The sequence below is a fragment of the Rhizobium rhizoryzae genome (assembly GCF_011046895.1).
GTDB lineage: Bacteria > Pseudomonadota > Alphaproteobacteria > Rhizobiales > Rhizobiaceae > Neorhizobium > Neorhizobium rhizoryzae.
The window spans coordinates 597628-614109 of sequence record NZ_CP049249.1 but is presented as its reverse complement, the minus strand read 5'-3'; the positions used below and the strand labels follow the sequence as shown (position 1 = coordinate 614109).

20 protein-coding genes are annotated in these 16482 nt (G+C 54.2%); 16 read left to right on the top strand and 4 right to left on the bottom strand.

Annotation, left to right across the window (positions count from 1 at the left end; translation table 11 throughout):
• Nucleotides 1–9 precede the first annotated feature (9 nt).
• From G6N80_RS03630 to G6N80_RS03615, 4 genes are all read left to right on the top strand, one after another.
• Nucleotides 10–918 (top strand): ABC transporter permease subunit, encoded by a 909-nt coding sequence (locus G6N80_RS03630; RefSeq protein WP_062556477.1) that lies wholly within the window; start codon nt 10–12, stop codon nt 916–918.
• 2 nt (nt 919–920) lie between these two features.
• Nucleotides 921–1772 carry an ABC transporter ATP-binding protein gene (locus G6N80_RS03625; RefSeq protein ID WP_165131335.1) on the top strand — a complete coding sequence of 284 codons (852 nt, stop codon included), beginning with the start codon at nt 921–923 and terminating at the stop codon, nt 1770–1772.
• The gene (locus G6N80_RS03620) at nt 1769–2623 is read left to right on the top strand and encodes a dipeptide ABC transporter ATP-binding protein (RefSeq protein ID WP_165131332.1); all 855 of its coding nucleotides are present in this window, start codon (nt 1769–1771) and stop codon (nt 2621–2623) included. Before G6N80_RS03625 ends, G6N80_RS03620 begins: the two co-directional genes overlap by 4 nt.
• 150 nt (nt 2624–2773) lie before the next feature.
• On the top strand, nt 2774–3853 hold the full coding sequence (locus G6N80_RS03615; protein WP_165131329.1) for an ROK family transcriptional regulator: 1080 nt from the start codon (nt 2774–2776) through the stop codon (nt 3851–3853).
• A 5-nt stretch (nt 3854–3858) separates the two neighbouring features.
• On the opposite strand, the gene G6N80_RS03610 is transcribed toward G6N80_RS03615, so the two are convergent.
• A complete protein-coding gene (locus G6N80_RS03610; protein WP_165131326.1) occupies nt 3859–4833 on the bottom strand; it encodes an AraC family transcriptional regulator in 975 nt (324 codons plus the stop codon).
• Between the two features lie 308 nt (nt 4834–5141).
• On the opposite strand from G6N80_RS03610, the gene G6N80_RS03605 reads away from it, so the two are divergent.
• The 11 genes from G6N80_RS03605 (at nt 5142) to G6N80_RS03555 (ending at nt 12769) form a co-directional block, all read left to right on the top strand.
• Nucleotides 5142–5354 (top strand): hypothetical protein, encoded by a 213-nt coding sequence (locus G6N80_RS03605; protein ID WP_062556482.1) that lies wholly within the window; start codon nt 5142–5144, stop codon nt 5352–5354.
• A gap of 37 nt (nt 5355–5391) precedes the next feature.
• Complete coding sequence (locus G6N80_RS03600; RefSeq protein WP_165131324.1) at nt 5392–5892, top strand: hypothetical protein; 501 nt, start codon at nt 5392–5394, stop codon at nt 5890–5892.
• 1 nt (nt 5893) lies between these two features.
• On the top strand, nt 5894–6655 hold the full coding sequence (sctJ, locus tag G6N80_RS03595; protein ID WP_062556484.1) for a type III secretion system inner membrane ring lipoprotein SctJ: 762 nt from the start codon (nt 5894–5896) through the stop codon (nt 6653–6655).
• Nucleotide 6656: 1 nt separating this feature from the next.
• Entirely contained in the window at nt 6657–7265 is a 609-nt protein-coding gene (locus G6N80_RS03590; protein WP_165131321.1) for a hypothetical protein, read from the top strand.
• Nucleotides 7262–7819 (top strand): FliH/SctL family protein, encoded by a 558-nt coding sequence (locus G6N80_RS03585; RefSeq protein WP_062556486.1) that lies wholly within the window; start codon nt 7262–7264, stop codon nt 7817–7819. Before G6N80_RS03590 ends, G6N80_RS03585 begins: the two co-directional genes overlap by 4 nt.
• Nucleotides 7812–9128, top strand: a complete 1317-nt coding sequence (locus tag G6N80_RS03580) for a FliI/YscN family ATPase (protein ID WP_165131318.1) — start codon at nt 7812–7814, stop codon at nt 9126–9128. Before G6N80_RS03585 ends, G6N80_RS03580 begins: the two co-directional genes overlap by 8 nt.
• Nucleotides 9128–10153 carry a type III secretion system cytoplasmic ring protein SctQ gene (gene sctQ, locus G6N80_RS03575; protein ID WP_062556488.1) on the top strand — a complete coding sequence of 342 codons (1026 nt, stop codon included), beginning with the start codon at nt 9128–9130 and terminating at the stop codon, nt 10151–10153. The genes G6N80_RS03580 and sctQ overlap by 1 nt, the downstream gene beginning before the upstream one ends.
• Complete coding sequence (gene sctR, locus G6N80_RS03570; RefSeq protein WP_062556489.1) at nt 10150–10803, top strand: type III secretion system export apparatus subunit SctR; 654 nt, start codon at nt 10150–10152, stop codon at nt 10801–10803. The genes sctQ and sctR overlap by 4 nt, the downstream gene beginning before the upstream one ends.
• 93 nt (nt 10804–10896) lie before the next feature.
• Complete coding sequence (locus G6N80_RS03565) at nt 10897–11166, top strand: flagellar biosynthetic protein FliQ (protein ID WP_062556490.1); 270 nt, start codon at nt 10897–10899, stop codon at nt 11164–11166.
• Nucleotides 11167–11205: 39 nt separating this feature from the next.
• Entirely contained in the window at nt 11206–11973 is a 768-nt protein-coding gene (locus G6N80_RS03560) for an EscT/YscT/HrcT family type III secretion system export apparatus protein (protein ID WP_246251395.1), read from the top strand.
• On the top strand, nt 11960–12769 hold the full coding sequence (locus G6N80_RS03555; protein WP_165131315.1) for an EscU/YscU/HrcU family type III secretion system export apparatus switch protein: 810 nt from the start codon (nt 11960–11962) through the stop codon (nt 12767–12769). The genes G6N80_RS03560 and G6N80_RS03555 overlap by 14 nt, the downstream gene beginning before the upstream one ends.
• 112 nt (nt 12770–12881) lie before the next feature.
• On the opposite strand, the gene G6N80_RS03550 is transcribed toward G6N80_RS03555, so the two are convergent.
• The 3 genes from G6N80_RS03550 to G6N80_RS23300 all read right to left on the bottom strand — a co-directional run bounded on the left by G6N80_RS03550 (nt 12882) and on the right by G6N80_RS23300 (nt 15302).
• The gene (locus tag G6N80_RS03550; RefSeq protein WP_165131312.1) at nt 12882–13319 is read right to left on the bottom strand and encodes a hypothetical protein; all 438 of its coding nucleotides are present in this window, start codon (nt 13317–13319) and stop codon (nt 12882–12884) included.
• Nucleotides 13320–13352: 33 nt separating this feature from the next.
• On the bottom strand, nt 13353–13898 hold the full coding sequence (locus G6N80_RS03545; protein ID WP_165131309.1) for a hypothetical protein: 546 nt from the start codon (nt 13896–13898) through the stop codon (nt 13353–13355).
• Nucleotides 13899–14066: 168 nt separating this feature from the next.
• Entirely contained in the window at nt 14067–15302 is a 1236-nt protein-coding gene (locus G6N80_RS23300) for a pectate lyase (RefSeq protein ID WP_246251394.1), read from the bottom strand.
• Nucleotides 15303–16247: 945 nt separating this feature from the next.
• Here G6N80_RS23300 and G6N80_RS03535 point away from each other — a divergent pair.
• A complete protein-coding gene (locus tag G6N80_RS03535; protein WP_062556496.1) occupies nt 16248–16436 on the top strand; it encodes a hypothetical protein in 189 nt (62 codons plus the stop codon).
• Nucleotides 16437–16482 lie beyond the last annotated feature (46 nt).

Here is a 16482-nt window from a genome sequence, read left to right as displayed (position 1 = left end):
GAAAATCCCATGGCAGAAACGACCAAGACAGAAACAGTGAGCAGCGCGGCTTTGCGCCGCCAGATGCTCAGCGAATTCTGGTTCTATTTTTCCGAAAACCGCGGCGCGGTCATCGGCCTCGTTGTGTTTATTGCACTGGTCATCGTGGCTGTGTTTGCGCCTCTGATCGCGCCGCATTCGCCCTTCGAGCAGTACCGTGACGCCGTTCTGGTGCCGCCATCCTGGCTTCAGGGCGGACGTGCGACCTACCTGCTCGGCACTGATGCAGTCGGTAGAGACATTCTGTCTCGCCTGATCTACGGCGCCCAATATTCGCTGTTCATCGGTCTGTTCGTCACCACGCTTTCGCTGACCGGCGGCATTCTGGTGGGCCTTATTGCGGGCTACTACCGGGGTTGGGTCGATACGGTCATCATGCGCCTGATGGATATCATCCTGGCATTTCCCTCATTGCTGCTGGCGCTCGTGCTGGTCGCAATTCTTGGACCGAGTCTGACCAACGGCATGATCGCGATTGCATTGACCTTGCAGCCGCATTTCGTGCGCCTCACGCGCGCGGCCGTCATGGCTGAAAAGACACGTGACTACGTAACCGCTGCCCGGATTTCCGGAGCGGGTCCATTCCGGTTGATGTTCAGGACCATCCTGCCGAACTGCACGGCACCCCTGATCGTACAGGCAACGCTATCCTTCTCGAACGCTATTCTGGACGCGGCTGCACTTGGCTTCCTGGGAATGGGAGCCCAGCCCCCGGCGCCGGAATGGGGCACGATGCTGGCAGAAGCACGCGAGTTCATCCTGCGCGCATGGTGGGTGGTTACCTTCCCAGGCCTTGCGATCCTGATCACCGTTCTTGCAATCAATCTCATGGGTGATGGGCTGCGCGATGCGCTCGATCCCAAGATGAAGAGGTCCTGATCATGGCGCTCCTTGATATTCAGAACCTGACCGTTCAGTTCGAAACCGCTAGCGGCTGGTTCAAGGCCGTCGACGGTGTTTCACTGTCGGTCAATGAAGGTGAAGTTCTTGCGATTGTCGGAGAAAGCGGTTCCGGAAAATCCGTTTCCATGCTTGCTGTCATGGGCCTCCTGCCCTGGACAGCCAAGATCACGGCTGACAAGATCGAGTTCCAGGGTCGCGACATCAGCAAACTGCCCGATGCAGAACGGCGAAAGCTGATCGGTAAAGACATGGCGATGATTTTCCAGGAGCCGATCGCCAGCCTGAACCCGTGCTTTACCGTTGGCTTCCAGATCGAGGAAGTTCTGCGGATCCATATGGGCATGGGCAAGGCGCAGCGACGCGCGCATGCAATCGAGTTGTTCAAGCTGGTTGGTCTGCCGAACCCGGAAGAACGGCTCAATCACTTCCCGCATCAGATGTCTGGTGGTCAGTGCCAGCGCGTGATGATTGCCATGGCCATTGCCTGCAATCCTAAGCTTTTGATTGCAGATGAGCCCACGACGGCATTGGACGTCACCATCCAGAAGCAAATCCTCGATCTCCTCATGAATCTGCAAACCGAACATGGCATGGGCCTGATCATGATAACCCACGATATGGGTGTCGTCGCAGAAACAGCGGACCGGGTTATCGTGCAGTACAAAGGGCGGAAAATGGAGGAGGCCGATGTGCTGTCTCTGTTCGAGGCTCCGAAGAACGCCTACACCCGCGCGCTTCTGGCCGCTCTGCCGGAGAATGCCACCGGCGACCGGCTCAGCACCGTTTCCGACTTTGTTTCCACGGCTGAACTTGCGGGAGATGTTCGATGAGACCTTCCGATCTGAAACAGGCTGAAACAATGCTCGAGATCCGCAATATCAAGCAGGACTATCGTGTTCCTCAAGGCCTCTTCAAGCCGGAGAAGATCGTGCACGCCGTGAAAGGTGTGTCGTTCAAGCTGGAGAAGGGCAAGACATTGGCCATTGTCGGCGAAAGTGGTTGTGGAAAATCGACCCTCGCTCGTATTCTGACCTTCATTGACCAGCCGACCGCAGGTGAGCTTTTCATTGATGGGAAGCTTGTTGATACGAGACCTGGACATCTGACGGCTGACATGCGCCGGAAGGTGCAGATCGTTTTCCAGAACCCCTATGGCTCTTTGAACCCGCGCCAGAAGATTGGCGATGTGCTCGGCGAGCCCCTGGCTATCAACACGAAGATGTCGGCTGCCGAACGGCGTGATCGCGCAACGGAAATGCTCATCAAGGTCGGGCTTGGACCAGAGCACTACAATCGCTATCCGCATATGTTCTCAGGCGGCCAGCGCCAGCGTATCGCCATTGCTCGGGCTCTGATGCTTAATCCGAAGCTGCTTGTTCTCGACGAGCCTGTTTCGGCGCTCGATCTCTCGGTACAGGCTCAAGTTCTCAATCTGCTGGCTGACCTGCAGGACGAATTTGGCCTGACTTACGTTTTCATCAGCCATGATCTGTCTGTCGTGAAGTATATCGCAGATGAAGTCATGGTGATGTACTACGGAGAAGCAGTCGAATACGGCACGCGAGACGAGGTGTTTTCCAATCCAAGCCACGAATACACCAGAACGCTGTTTGCGGCGACTCCACGCGCGGATGTTGACTCTATTCGCCAGCGTATTGCTCGTAAGGCCGCTCGCGGCTGACGGGGCAGGGGCGTCGGAAACATCCGGCGCCTTTTGTCATCTGGATGACCAATATTCTTTTGTCGTTTATGTTATTAAATGCTTAATTAGCTGTGATTCTAGGGTCTTATTTCAGCTGACTGATGTTGTTTAATCAGCAGAGCGACAGGCATGCAAAAATACACGAGTAACCAGCGGATGCTGCTGGATGTTCTGCGGTGTCATCAACCGATCACCAGAGCGGATATTACGGATCTGACAGATCTGACCCAACAATCCGTCCACCGGATACTTGAGGGACTAATTGCAGATGGCCTGGTCGTTACCGAACGCGGAAAACCCAATGGCCGTGGCAAGCCCAGTCCCATGCTGCAATTGAATAATGCCGTGCGGTACTCTTTGGGCATAGCCATCGACGACGATAGCATGCGCATCAGTGTGGTAAACTTCAGCGGTATTCCGGTACTCGAAAAATGCGTGACCTCGGTCACTTTGACGGATAAGCGCTCATCGGCCGTGTTTGTTCAGATGCTCGAGAGCGTCCTGAGTGAACTGGGCATTCGACGTCAGCAACTCTGCGGCATTGGCATGGCCAGTGACATCAAGGCCAATTCGGAAGACGAGGGTTTTAATCTCCTGCGTTGTCCGCAAGTACTTGGTGATATGTGGAATGTGCCTGTTTTCTCGGAGACCCTTGCTGCCGCGTCGGCCATCGGGGAGAGCCTGACTGGCGTAGGCAAACGTATCGGAAACTTCGCCTTCATCAGCCTCGACAAAGATGTTTCCGGCGCACTCGTATCGAACGGAGCCTTGTTTAGGGGATCTCACGAAAATGCCGGAAACTATCGCTACCTACTCTCCGGCCTGGAGGAACTGGATCGGGTCTCGCTTCGCGGGCTTCACGCCTTTGTTCAACGAAACGGCGTCGATATCCCCAATGTAGAAGGCCTGCTTGACCGGTTCGACATGAGCCTGCCAGGTGTCCTCCAATGGATCGATGACGTCAGCAATACATACCTGCACCTCTTCAGGGCCATCTTCGGCATCTTTGATCCTGATGCCATCGTTCTCGGCGGGCGCGTTCCGCAGTCGCTGGTCGCCTATCTCCTGCAGGACATAGCGAGGAAACTTATACCGACAGGAATGCCTGCTCCTCGCGCTTTGCCCTCTCTCTTGCAAAGTGAAGTCGCCGGGGATGGCGCAGCGATTGGATCCGCCCTTCTGCCCCTGAAAAATCTGTTCTTTCGTTAGCGCTCTTAAAAGCCCTTGAGCGTCCCGGACGGTGCGCGGCCAAACCTGTCCCTATACTCTGCCGCAAATCGTCCCAAATGCGAGAAACCCCATTTGCGTCCAATATCACTGACTGAAACGCCTGGCGGCGCCCATTGAAGTTCTCTGTGGGCAGCCTGCAGTCTCAACTCTTTCAGGTAAGCCATAGGGGTTGTTTCGCGGAACTGTTTGAACCCCTGCTGTAATGATCGGGGGCTAACACTGACCGCCGCAGCAATGGCGTCAACCGTAAGCGGCTTGTGCAAATTCGCCTGCATGAAGGCAATGGCGTTCTCGATATATTTTGGCGTGAGAAGATTGGTAGCGCTATCAACGGACGGCGTATAGTTGTGCCATACCAGTTCCACGAGGCAGCTTGCGACTGCATCTGACAGGATTTGAAGCGTAGACGCGTTGGAGTTGATGTCCTGGTTCAAGCCTTCAGCCAGGGCACGCCCTATCAAGCTTAAAAGACGTCCAGGGCCTGTATCTATCTTCAACGTCAACTGAAACTGAAGACTTTCGTGTATTGTACGGCCTACCAGGTTACCTAGTTTGCTGCGCAGATCCGCCTGGGGTATCTCAAGCACAAGATGAGCGCGTGAGGCCGGAACGTCGAGTGCGGAGACCTGCCGCGTCGGAGCCAGGACTATGACATCGGGCGTCGCGTCGAGGCATTGCGTTCCCACTTGAATCTTTGCGGCGCCGTGTAGCGGAAGAAACACCAGCAGCCGATCGGCCGCATCCTGCCGGGATATCGTACAGCCCCCGTCGATACGTAAAGCAGTGATAGAGGTTGTGCCTATTTGAGCCTGTCGGTGATCAAACCGAAATGTATTGCAATTGGGGCGAATGGTTACCCGTCCGCCGGTCAACTGCATGGCCTTTTCCAACATTACTGGGTCGTCGCCAGTTGATAATCTTGCGCCGGCAGTAAATCCGTCTGTGTTTATATGCAGCATTACGACGTCCTCACCTGAGAATCCGGTCGACAGGATCAGCGATCAGATCCGTCGGTGTCGCAATCATCGGTGACAGGCATGCTATAGCCGGTGACAAAATTCGTTAAATTTGGAGCTATCTTGCGTTTTCCGGCTGAAAGGCGCGAGCATTATCCTTTTCATGAAGCAGAATGATTCATAACAAATATCAGTGAAATATAATATGGTATGTATATGGTTAACTTAACTATATGTTAACAATAAATATTTGACAAAGAATTACTAGAAAGTATCCTTCGAGCATCAAAAACAAGCACGGAGGTTTGGCTATGGAGATTTCAGGTAGTACGCCCCCCGCCGCGTCCGGCCTTGGCGAAATGGGCACAACTGACTTTAGTGCAGGCGCCGGAGCAGGCAAGATCAGCCCGGACGGCAAGGCATTCACCTCGATGATGATGCAAGGGATGATGGAGAACGCCGAGTTGCAGCGCAAACTCTTTGATCCCGTCAAGGAGGCGGTCGACGAAGGTAAGGAAGAATAGAAATAGCGATATGGCTTCTTGTTTGGAGTAATAAGCCATGAATACTGCCGAAGACGTTGCTAAACTTGCAGACGCCCTGGGAGGGCCTCCTGGCGGCAATTCGAAGCTTGAGGCATTGAAGGGTGAACTGATTGCGCGCTTCAGCGGAGCATCACCTGGAGGCCCCGCTCGGTTCACTGCTTCTGCCGCGCCGCTCGATCGCTACGCACGCCGTCGTATTTCGCCTTACGAGGCCAAGGACCCTGCGCCCTCAACCTATGTCGGCTCCGATGGTGCCAAGTCAGGTTCATCGACGTTTGCACCCTTTTTCGCTCAGTTGCCGCCGCAACTGATGGGCGCGCAGGGTCGATCGGGTGGACCGCTTCTCGTGGAGATTCGGGTCGAAGAAGAAGTAGAGCGCTCCGACGGGAGCGATATTGTCGATGCTGCCATCGATGAGTTCGAGGTCGCGCAACGCAATTCGGCAAGCCTCGGCGTTGCAAGTGCATTGGTGCAGACGGCGCTCGCTTCGTTCAAGCGTCTCACGCAAGGACAGTAGAATGAATATCCGCAGTTCGTTGCTTCGCAGTTCGTTCTTCCTGTCGCTCCTGCTTTTGACGGCTTGCTCGAAGGAAGTAATTGGCGGGTTGAGCCAGAAAGACATGCTGGATGCACAACTCATCCTCGATCGTGCCGGGCTTCAGGTCAGCACTCTCAAAGGAGAGGACGGACGCTACAGCTTGACGGGATCATCAGCAGATTCGGCGCGCATTTTGGCGATCCTGGCGGACCATGGTCTGCCACGAAATGAACATGCCTCTGTTGCGCAGATATTCCCGGGCACTGGTTTTGTGGTCACGCCTTTCGAACAGAAGGCAAGGATGGGTTACGCTCTTGAGCAACAATTGTCACAGACGCTGTCCGAAATTGAGGGCGTCGCGGAAGCGCGGGTTCATGTCGTGCTTCCCGAGGATAACGGCCGCGGTCTGGTGCGCGAGCAATCCCGCGCCTCCGTGCTCATCAGATACCGTGATGAGGCGGACTTGGCGACAATTGAGAGCAAGACGCGTTCATTGGTCGTGAACAGTGTGCGCGGCCTCTCCTATGAAGATGTTTCGGTTGTTTCCAGTCCCGTCATTCCTGTCGACCGCGAGAATTTCCGTCCTGCAGGGCAGGTCGCTGCTCCAGAAGAAGCAACGGATAGTAGCAGCAATTCTGCACCCTCGTCTCTCGGTCGGGTTCTGTTGATTGCACTTGCCGCCGCGCTTGCCGCTGTAGCCGCTGCAATTCTGGTTCTGCCACAGCAGCGTCAGGCCCATTGAAATGGCCGTACCGGGGGAGATTGCGGCAGGGAGACGTCGGCGGGAGATCCTGGCAAACGCAGCTCTGTCCAATCACCCGCTTTTTTCTTCCATTCCGCCGGATGTGTTGGAAAGACTTGTTAAGACTCAACGGCTGACCAATCGGTTGTATAGGAAGGTTATTGATGAGTTCGGCGCGATTCCTCCTGCAAACCGCCTCGTTGAAGCATTCCTATTAACATCAGAAAACGAAATTAAAGAAACAGCTAAAATATTAGGGGTAACTTTAAGCTTGCCTAGCCTCCGTACGCATCTCACTCGATCTGATATAGATGCCCTTGGGAGGAATTTTCATAAATCAAGCATGAAAAAAATTCTGACTTATGCCAACATTACTGTCGAGGTCCCGATTCGTAACTACAACGACCTCGAGGAATGTTTCGCGCACATGGAGGCGGATGGCTGGGTCATGATGGAAATTTGGGCTCGCCATAATCGCATCGATCCCCGTTGGCGGATCAGACCGGGAGCGACAGAGAACAGCGGTATAGCATCCATTCCGGGCTCTCAGGCGATAACACTCGTCAATCAGGCGATGCTCGATCTTGTCGACCGCGAGGCAGAGGTATGACTGCTGCGCCAACGTCGACCATCATCAGATCCGAGGATATGGGGCTTGTGCAAAGCGCGTCGGATCTGTTGGCAGCGGCTTCGAGGCGTAACGCTGATCTGGAATATGTAATCTCTGCTGCGATGCGCGAAGCTCAGGAGCGTGGTTACGCGCAGGGTCGAACTCAGGCTCTGCGTGAGATGGAACTTCGGTTGAAGGAAACGATGGCTCGAGCGGAGCGTGAGCTTTTCGATTTCGAGGATCGGATTGTAAAGATCGTTATCCAGGGCCTTGAAAAGATTTTGGGCGATATGCCCGAGAACGAGCGCGTCAGGCGCGTCGTGCATGCTGCCATTGAACAATCGACCGCTGCTACTGGCTTTAAGCTGCGCGTATCCCCCGACGAGTTCGATTTCGTTGTCGGGGCGTTGCGAAACCTGGAATCTCGCCTGACCGTTGTTGCGGACGCCTACGTCGGACGTAACGAACTGCTTCTTGAAGTTGACGGGACGCGACAGCAGATAGGACTGGCGGATCAGTTGGCGAATTTGCTGGAGGCGATCCGACGTGGCTGATGTGATTTCAAGGCTCGAACAGGCCTTGGAACGGACGGAAACGCGCCGTGTCGCCGGGCGTATCCGCAGTATCTCCGGGCTTATGGTTCGGGCGGAGATGCCCCTGGTTCGCATGGGTGAGTTGTGCGAATTGCGCGAGCCCGGCACGGGGTTGATTGGTCTCGCCGAAGTCGTGGGCATCGAGAGCGACAATGTGCTGTTGTCTCTGCACGGAGATACAGTGGGGTTGTCGCTCAGGACTGAAGTGATACCCACAGGAAGGCCTCCAAGCGTGGCTGTGGGGGACTTCATGATCGGGGCGATCATCGATGCGCACGGGCGGGTTATCCGTAAACCCTTTCAGCAGCAGCCAGACCAGTCTTCACGGTTGCAGCCATTGAATGGGGCTCCAGTCGATCCCTTGTCGCGTCGATCCATATCAAGACCCTTCGAAACCGGCGTGACGGCCATCGATGCGATGCTGACATGCGGTGAAGGCCAGCGGGTAGGGATATTCGGCCCCCCCGGCGCAGGCAAATCGACATTGATCTCGCGGATTCTTGAGGCAGGCGCATGGGATGTTGCCGTCTGCGCTCTCATTGGTGAACGTGGTCGCGAGGTCGCCGAATTCGTCGAACACAATCTTCCGGATGACAAACCGTCTCGCATGGTGCTTGTGGCGGCCACTTCTGATCGGCCTGCCCTGGAGCGTTACAAGGCGGTCCTGACAGCCACATCCATCGCGGAATACTTCCGTGATCGGGGCAAGCGTGTTCTGCTCGTTATCGACAGCATGACGCGTGTCGCTAGAGCTCTCCGTGAAGTTGGTCTCGCAGCAGGTGAGCCACCTGTTCGTCGCGGTTTCCCACCATCGGTCTTTGCCGCCCTACCTCAGATATTCGAGCGGACGGGCAATGCCGCGACTGGTTCGATCACATCATTTTACACGGTCCTTGTCGAAGGGAACGATACTGACGATCCGATCGCCGAGGAAACCCGTTCGCTTCTGGACGGCCATATCATCCTCTCGGAGCGTATAGCGAGAAGCGGGCGCTATCCCGCGATCGATGTTCTCCAAAGCAAGAGCCGTACGATGGGAGCCGTCGTCAGCAAAGACCATGCCAATGCTGCGAACAAAGTCCGATCCCTGATGTCGACATACATCGACGTCGAATTGTTGATCCGTGTCGGCGAGTACAAGGCTGGCAACGACCCTGAGGTGGATGAAGCCGTCCAGAAGCGGGATGCCATCAACGCTTTGCTTTACGACGGAAAGGGCCAGAACCGAAGCTTCGATGAAACGGTAAGAGCGCTTCAGGAGTTGGTCTGATGCAGCATCAACAGGCGCTTTCACTGCTGTCCTACGATTTGGGTGCAGGTCCGCTAAAACGAGCATTGCGGCGAAGGAAGGCCTACACGCTTGATACGGGCATTGCCACCTATTCCATACGTCCTGTAGCCAGAGCAGGTCAGGGCGATGTCGCAGTGAAGCGCTACCTCGTGGAAATCGTCGGCGGGGAAGAAACAACCGAACTGTATCTGGATGCGCAGGGGCTGGATCTGCTCATTGCTCGGCGCGAACCCACTCTTGAATGGGACGAGGTGCCCTCTGGTGCGCGCGCGCTGATTTTGGAGTTCATTTTCGAGGATCTGGTCCGGTACCTCGAGGCTGTTCTGCGAACACGGCAAAGCATCAGACTTTGCAAAATTCAAAAGCAACCACCTCTTGAAGCCAATGCCTACTTTGAGATCGAGGTGGATGACATCAAGTTCGACGTTGCCGGGTGCTTCAGTGGTTCGATCCTCGAGCGGATCTGGCATTGGTCCCTCTCGCTTCCGCGGGAAAAGCCGAAATATCTGAATTTGGAAATTGCATTTCGCCGCGGTGGGGCTGTTCTGACCGCCAGCCAAATCCGATCGCTGCGCCTGGGCGACGGTATCGTTTTGTCGGTTGGTGGATCACATGACTGGACTGCGGTCATAGGTGAGACAATCAAGGTGCCCGTCATTGAACGGCAAAACGGATTTGAATTGACTGCGCCACTCACCGTCGGGACGCAGCAATCAGTGAGGCAAATGATGGATAGTGTCGCGGATGACAACCTGGCATCTGAAGAAGAAGGAGCGCCTGGCAATATCGGAGATATTCCGATCAAGATTGCCTTCAACGCTGGCCGTTTGAGCCTGCCGATCTCCGAACTTGAAAACCTTGAGCCCGGCCATGTTTTCGAACTGGAACGACTGGAAGAAAGCGGTATCGAAATCGTTGCTCAAGGCGTGCTGATCGGCCGGGGCAAGTTGATTACCGTTGATGGGCTTACTGCCGTACAGATCACCACGCTGGCAGACCCATGAACCAGGATATGCTGCTCTACCAGAGCCTCGCGGCCCTCACAGCGGTTTCAATGCTGCCGGTTCTTGCCGTCGTTGCAAGTTCCTTCACCAAAATATCAGTCGTATTGCTGATCGTTCGAAATGCCATAGGCATTCAGCAGACCCCGCCGAATCTGCTGATATTCGTTGTCGCCATCGTTCTTACCGCATTCATCATGAATCCTGTTCTACAGGCCACCTGGGAACAATATCTCACACACAATGCCCTGTTTACGTCGTCTGCGACGTTTTTTTCTGGTTTCAATTACGTCAGCGAACCGCTTGTGCAATTTATGAAGAAGTATGCGGATCCGGAAGTCCGCACTTTCTTCATAGAAGCAGCACGTCGCATCTGGAACGATGCGCCCGGTGTGACCTTCAGCGAAGATGATCTGACAATTCTCGCGCCTGCCTTCCTGGTGACAGAACTCACGCGCGCATTCGAGATCGGCTTTCTGATCTACCTGCCTTTTCTGATGATCGATTTTGCCATTTCGGCCATTCTCGTCGCGCTTGGCATGTCGATGATGTCACCGACCGTCGTTTCCACCCCTGTGAAGCTGTTGCTCTTCGTATCCATCGATGGCTGGCGGCGTCTACTGGAAGGATTGGTGCTGACCTATGCAAACTGATCGGCACCAGCTTCCAGAGACACCTTGGAGCGGCGAAGGCTTTGCTTTCTCGGATCATTCCCCCGATAGTCGCTTGCGGGGTCATTCGTAGTCATGGATCCGAACCTCGTCATCAGCGAAATCAATGCGGCATCCATGGCGACCTTCATATTTGCTGGTCCCTTGCTGATCGCAGCAGCCATTATCGGGCTCTTGATTGCCGTATTTCAGGCGGCGACGCAGATTCAGGAGCAGACCATTTCGCAGATCGTGAAAATTCTCGTTCTATCTGCCGGTCTGGTTGCAAGTGGCGGGGCGCTTGTTTCTCCTCTGGTTCAACATGCAGAACATATCCTGAATGATTTTCCGGATATGGTTCGCTAACGCAAGGATAAGACTCTGCAGGCCGACGAAAGGGTTCTTTTGGCGACCGCCCTGTTGCTAAGCGGATCGCGTGCGTTGGGAATTTTCGCGATCTTCCCAATCTTTACACTTTTCAACATCACCGGGATCGTTCGATTTGGTGCGGCCCTCGGGCTTTCTGCGCCAGTGATCCTCGTGACCCATGCGCAGTTGCAGATCGAATCCATCAGTTACGCCGATATAGCGTTACTGTCCGCAAAGGAGTTCTGTTTCGGTGTCTTGCTGGGAGCTGGGCTCGGCATACCCTTTTGGGCTGCCCAGGCTGCGGGCGATATGACGGATGTCTACCGAGGTGCCAACCAGGCGAACATATTTGACCAAGTCAATGCCTTGGAAACAACGACCCTTGGATCCGTGCTCCTGGCCCTCTCTTTGATGCTCTTTGTCAGTGCAGGCGGTCTCTATGATATGATATCGATTTTTTACCGGTCCTTTGTCTTCTGGCCGGTTCTGGAGGTTTCACCGAAAATAGAGATTGAGCCACTGACGGTGGTGGTGGAAATCTTCGTTACGCTGTTCAAGGTCGGAGCGGTTCTCGCGTCTCCTTACATGATCGTGGCATTCGCAGTCGAACTGTCATTTTCCTATATCGGCCGCGCGGCCAAGCAACTGCCGCTCAATGATGCACTTCCAGTTTTCAAGAATGTAGCAGTACTTGCTGTCTTTACAGTCTATACAGTGTTCATTGGGCACTATGTTGAAGATACGTGGACAAAAGGTTTCGGCCAGATCATCAAGATAATGCAGGTGGAAATTGTCGAAAAATGACGATACCGAAGAGAAGCAGTTACCGCCCAGCCAGATCAAGCTGAACAGGCTGAAGCGGGAGGGTCAGGTTGCTCATTCGAAAGATGTGCCAGCCGCTGCCTCCGTTATCGTGATCAGCGGCTTCCTGATTTTGGCACATAGCTGGATCTATCAAAGTGCAAGCAGCTTCTTCGATTTCCCGCTGACAATTCTGCCTGAGCATACCATCATCGTGCCGAAAGACCGATTGGCCGCGACGCTTTATGCTGCTGCCGATCAGGTTTCAAACCTGATCATGGCTCCCTTGCTCCTGGGTCTGGCTGCTGCCCTTGTGTCTGCGATCATTGATGGGGAAGGGCTGCTCATGTCGATGAAAAACATGGCTTTCAATCTCGGCAAGTTGAATCCTGCACAGGGGCTGAAAAACATCTTCTCCCTGTCGAGCCTCTCTGAGTTTCTGAAAGGTCTCGTTAAGTGTATCGTTATGCTGATTACAGGAGCGGCCACACTACTTTATTTCATGAATGCACTATTTTGGGCACCCTTATGCGGCGTTGCTGAATGTGCTCTCGGTCTTTCTGCAAGTGTCACAAATACGCTGATGGTGATCATCGCCATCATTCTGGTTGTCACGGCAGGTTTCGACATCAGGATATCGCGGGCGCTGTTTCGCCATGAGCATCGGATGACAAAGACCGAAGCGAAGCGAGAACAGAAGGAAATGTATGGCAGTCCGGAGGTCCGGTCAGCCCGTCATCGCATTGGTGCCGAAATCAGATCCGGCCCGCCGTCCAAGGTAACACCCGATAAGAAGTGAGGCTCCGCGCAAGGCTGTCTTCGCATCGAACCGAAGCAACGAGCCTTATCTTTTCATCCTATCGTAGGATGGGGACAGACTCGGTGAGTTCAAGTCTTTTTCGCGACCCCTTCTACACTCTGGCATCTTTCTCTGTTGCAGGCTCATCCGCCAGTTGCTCGAGGATGGCTTCAGTCTTGATGACCTTTCTCTGGCTTGCTTTATAAATCTCTTTCCAGACTGTCGCGTTCCAGGTTGCCTGTTCCCGCTGTTCATTCTTTACGATGACATCGGAGGCTGCATCTTGCAGTCGAGCCTTTGCCTCTCGCGCTGCCATTGCCCCCTCCTTCAACTCTCTGCCGGAGATTTGGCTGTTGTGAGCCGCGAAACGGTCCGAATCGATATCGCGGACCCGTTGCTTTGCTTCATCTTTGAGAGCTGTGGCATCATTATGCGCGATGACCGCCTGCATGCGCTGGCCTTCTGCAATCGCCATGCTCCGCTCCGCCCGGTCTGCGCGGATCGAGCGGATCTTGTGGATCAGTTCAAATTCCTTCCTGAATTTGGACATGCCTGAGTTCCTCGACAGGGGATTCCGACCAAGTTACCGCATCGATTTCGGGGAAATTTCTTGAAGTGCGCCGCCGCGGATGACTTTGATCGTTGAATTCTGAGGTTTGGCCAAGACTGCTGCGATTGTATCGTTGAACAATTGCGGCCCCCGGATTGTCAGCATTCCTGTAGCTTTGTCGAAGCGGAGCGTTCTCTCCGGAACGATTGGATACAACGTCTTGATTATGTTCTGGGCCGCTACCCAATCATAATTTCCGAGCGGCAGAACGGTGGTCTTCACCTCGCTGGACGCCGCGACGATCGCCTTGGTTCCGTCATAGGCGAAAAAGAGATTGGCATCTTGAGCCAGCTTCTGGAAAACAGCGATACCCTCCCCATGCGCACTCCATTTTTCCAGTCTCCCCGGCACGTCTCCGAGCTTCTGTACGGGAATGCCGGCTAAATCGGCTATAATATCGATGACCTGTGAGAGTGGCTGGCTTTTGACTTCAAACCGTACGGTTCGCGCCTCTACCGCAAAAAGAGGAAACAATGCTAGGCAAGCTGTCAGACACAGTCTTCTCACCCAGCTTTGCATCACATCTAATATCCTGCAGATGAATAATTATAATATTCGAAAATGCTTCGCAGATTCAGGATAAACATATCATCAACTCGTCGACAATCTATTAATGCTGTTTCATGCCGATCAGGGTCAATGGGCGGGCGTTGGCTCCACGACCTACTCCCGCCCAAGATGCACCAATCAGAACGCTTCCTTTTGGTCCAGATAACGGACCTTAGTCGCCACTTCCTGAACGCTCATTTCACCGACGAAGTTCACCTCGGATGTCTTGCTGTCCGTGCGGAACAGAGTTTTTCCGTTGGTGAATTCACCGCCTTCGATCGTGACATTCGATGTGATTGGTTGGCCGCCGTTGGTGCGAACGAAGGTCTGGAAACCGTCAGCCTTGAAATCCTTGATGTAGATGTTCGAGTCGGCATTGACCTGGAAGACCTTGTCCGCTGCCTGGGAGGCGGATCCGCCGATGACATTGAGATCACCAGGTGATTTCACAGTCAGTGCGTCTTCTCCGACATCCTTCCAGTGGACGTTCTTCAAGGTCGCTCCACCGTACACATGGATACCATCTGCTCCATTGTCGCCAATGGTAACGTTTTTCAGCGTCGCACCATTCTTAAGAATGAAAATCGGTTGCTGTCCTTCACCTTGGCCACCATCCCCGAGCTTTGAAGAGGCCGTATAAGTTGCGCCCTTTCCGTCGAACTCGGTCCCATCGACAACGATTGTTTTGTCGACGACGTTGACCTTCCCCTTATTGGTCGTGTCTTCAGGCTCATTGCTGCGTGTTGATCCACCGGCACCGCCGCTGCCCTGGCCACCACCGGCGCCACCGCTGCCCTGGCCACCACCGGCACCGCCGCTGCCCTGGCCACCACCGGCGCCACCGCTGCCCTGGCCACCACCGGCACCACCGCTGCCCTGGCCACCACCGGCACCACCGCTGCCCTGGCCACCACCGGCACCGCCGCTGCCATGTCCACCACCGGCACCGCCGCTGCCATGTCCACCGCCAGCACCGCCGCTGCCATGTCCACCGCCAGCACCGCCGCTGCCATGTCCACCGCCAGCACCGCCACTGCCCTGGCCACCACCGGCACCGCCACTGCCTTGGCCACCACCGGCACCGCCACTGCCATGTCCACCGCCAGCACCGCCACTGCCATGTCCACCGCCAGCACCGCCACTGCCCTGGCCACCACCGGCACCGCCACTGCCTTGGCCACCACCGGCACCACCGCTGCCATGTCCACCGCCAGCACCGCCACTGCCTTGGCCACCACCAGCACCGCCGCTACCGCTTCCTCCGCCGGCACCACCGTTGCCCTGACCGCCGCCAAACATGGAAGATAGCATCGAGATCAATTTGGAGAGAACTTGGACCAATTGCTGAAGCATGCCGGTGATTTCGCTCGCCATCGAGTTGGCGCCACCGCCTGCAGAGTTGCCGTCACTAAAGGGGGAGTACTGCTTTGTATCGGTGCCCTTCCCGCCGCCGCACCCCCCAGCGGAAGAGGCGGAGTCGCTACTACTGCTCCCTTGATAATCCGAAGCACTCACATTTCGTCCAGATTGCCCATTAACGCCATACATGAATTGACCTCCGTTTCTCATCTATCCCATTAAATCTTTACCGGCTTATGTTTGCCTCGTATGTCGAGCAATGGTAATAAAGCCAAGAGATGATTAGAAAAGATCAATATATCTAATCATCAAACACTATATATAAAGTAATAAATGAGTGAACATGTCCAGTAAAATCCGATGCAGGATTAATCAAAAAGGTTAACGTCGAAGATAAGATTTTAATAAAAATGACGCCGAAAGAGTTTAGGCGGGTTTCAAGTGCCGTCGCTCAAGGTCCATAGCCGAGTATGTATTTCCTCTGCTCTGAATGGATTGCGTCGCCAAGGGATGATTTTATCTCTGCCAAATTGATACGAGGCCCCTGTTTCAAGGCTCTGGCTTGTCTCACGGTACCCGGAGATCGTGCGGAGATGCCGGATTGATAATATCTTTCAGCCGATGGGAGCGGTATCCTATGACTCGTCGCCATGCAAAGAGCTGTTCGAAAAGAGCGACAGCCGAATTCGTGGGCAGAGTCTATCCTCTTGTAATAACAGGCAGCTGCATCCATTGGGAATTCGGATGCGGTTTATTTACCTTCGTGAATTATCCATTCCGATCGCCGCATCACACAAGATGTATATTGAAAAATTATTATATGAAGATTTACTTAATAATATTATTTTTTGGCCACTAAATGAAATGATTGTCCATTTTGCGAAGTATACATGGCTTTACTTTTGGATCATTCTATCTCAGTATTGTGGTCATTAAAGCTTTCCAAAGGGAGAATTCGATATGGCTTCTAGTGGTGGAACTTCCGCATCGAGCAGCAGTGGCGGCAGCGCCAGCCCAGAGGTGGATGGCGCGATCAGTAAATATCAGACGTCCCAGAAGCAATCGTCTGTCGAAAGCTTGACGACGGCAACAAAAGTTACAGAGATCAACGGTATTTACAACGCAATCAAGAAGATAAGCCCGGCTTAATATTATGATTTCTCTAGCATAATTTATTCGTGTTTCTCCAGTCCTG

Excerpts from the sequence above, each read along its gene's own strand:
- G6N80_RS03630 (WP_062556477.1), top strand. The coding sequence starts at position 10 with ATGGCAGAAACGACCAAGACAGAAACAGTGAGCAGCGCGGCTTTGCGC.
- G6N80_RS03625 (WP_165131335.1), top strand. The coding sequence starts at position 921 with ATGGCGCTCCTTGATATTCAGAACCTGACCGTTCAGTTCGAAACCGCT.
- G6N80_RS03620 (WP_165131332.1), top strand. The coding sequence starts at position 1,769 with ATGAGACCTTCCGATCTGAAACAGGCTGAAACAATGCTCGAGATCCGC.
- G6N80_RS03615 (WP_165131329.1), top strand. The coding sequence starts at position 2,774 with ATGCAAAAATACACGAGTAACCAGCGGATGCTGCTGGATGTTCTGCGG.
- G6N80_RS03610 (WP_165131326.1), bottom strand. The coding sequence starts at position 4,833 with ATGCTGCATATAAACACAGACGGATTTACTGCCGGCGCAAGATTATCA.
- G6N80_RS03605 (WP_062556482.1), top strand. The coding sequence starts at position 5,142 with ATGGAGATTTCAGGTAGTACGCCCCCCGCCGCGTCCGGCCTTGGCGAA.
- G6N80_RS03600 (WP_165131324.1), top strand. The coding sequence starts at position 5,392 with ATGAATACTGCCGAAGACGTTGCTAAACTTGCAGACGCCCTGGGAGGG.
- sctJ (WP_062556484.1), top strand. The coding sequence starts at position 5,894 with ATGAATATCCGCAGTTCGTTGCTTCGCAGTTCGTTCTTCCTGTCGCTC.
- G6N80_RS03590 (WP_165131321.1), top strand. The coding sequence starts at position 6,657 with ATGGCCGTACCGGGGGAGATTGCGGCAGGGAGACGTCGGCGGGAGATC.
- G6N80_RS03585 (WP_062556486.1), top strand. The coding sequence starts at position 7,262 with ATGACTGCTGCGCCAACGTCGACCATCATCAGATCCGAGGATATGGGG.
- sctQ (WP_062556488.1), top strand. The coding sequence starts at position 9,128 with ATGCAGCATCAACAGGCGCTTTCACTGCTGTCCTACGATTTGGGTGCA.
- sctR (WP_062556489.1), top strand. The coding sequence starts at position 10,150 with ATGAACCAGGATATGCTGCTCTACCAGAGCCTCGCGGCCCTCACAGCG.
- G6N80_RS03565 (WP_062556490.1), top strand. The coding sequence starts at position 10,897 with ATGGATCCGAACCTCGTCATCAGCGAAATCAATGCGGCATCCATGGCG.
- G6N80_RS03550 (WP_165131312.1), bottom strand. The coding sequence starts at position 13,319 with ATGTCCAAATTCAGGAAGGAATTTGAACTGATCCACAAGATCCGCTCG.
- G6N80_RS03545 (WP_165131309.1), bottom strand. The coding sequence starts at position 13,898 with ATGCAAAGCTGGGTGAGAAGACTGTGTCTGACAGCTTGCCTAGCATTG.
- G6N80_RS23300 (WP_246251394.1), bottom strand. The coding sequence starts at position 15,302 with ATGGCGAGCGAAATCACCGGCATGCTTCAGCAATTGGTCCAAGTTCTC.
- G6N80_RS03535 (WP_062556496.1), top strand. The coding sequence starts at position 16,248 with ATGGCTTCTAGTGGTGGAACTTCCGCATCGAGCAGCAGTGGCGGCAGC.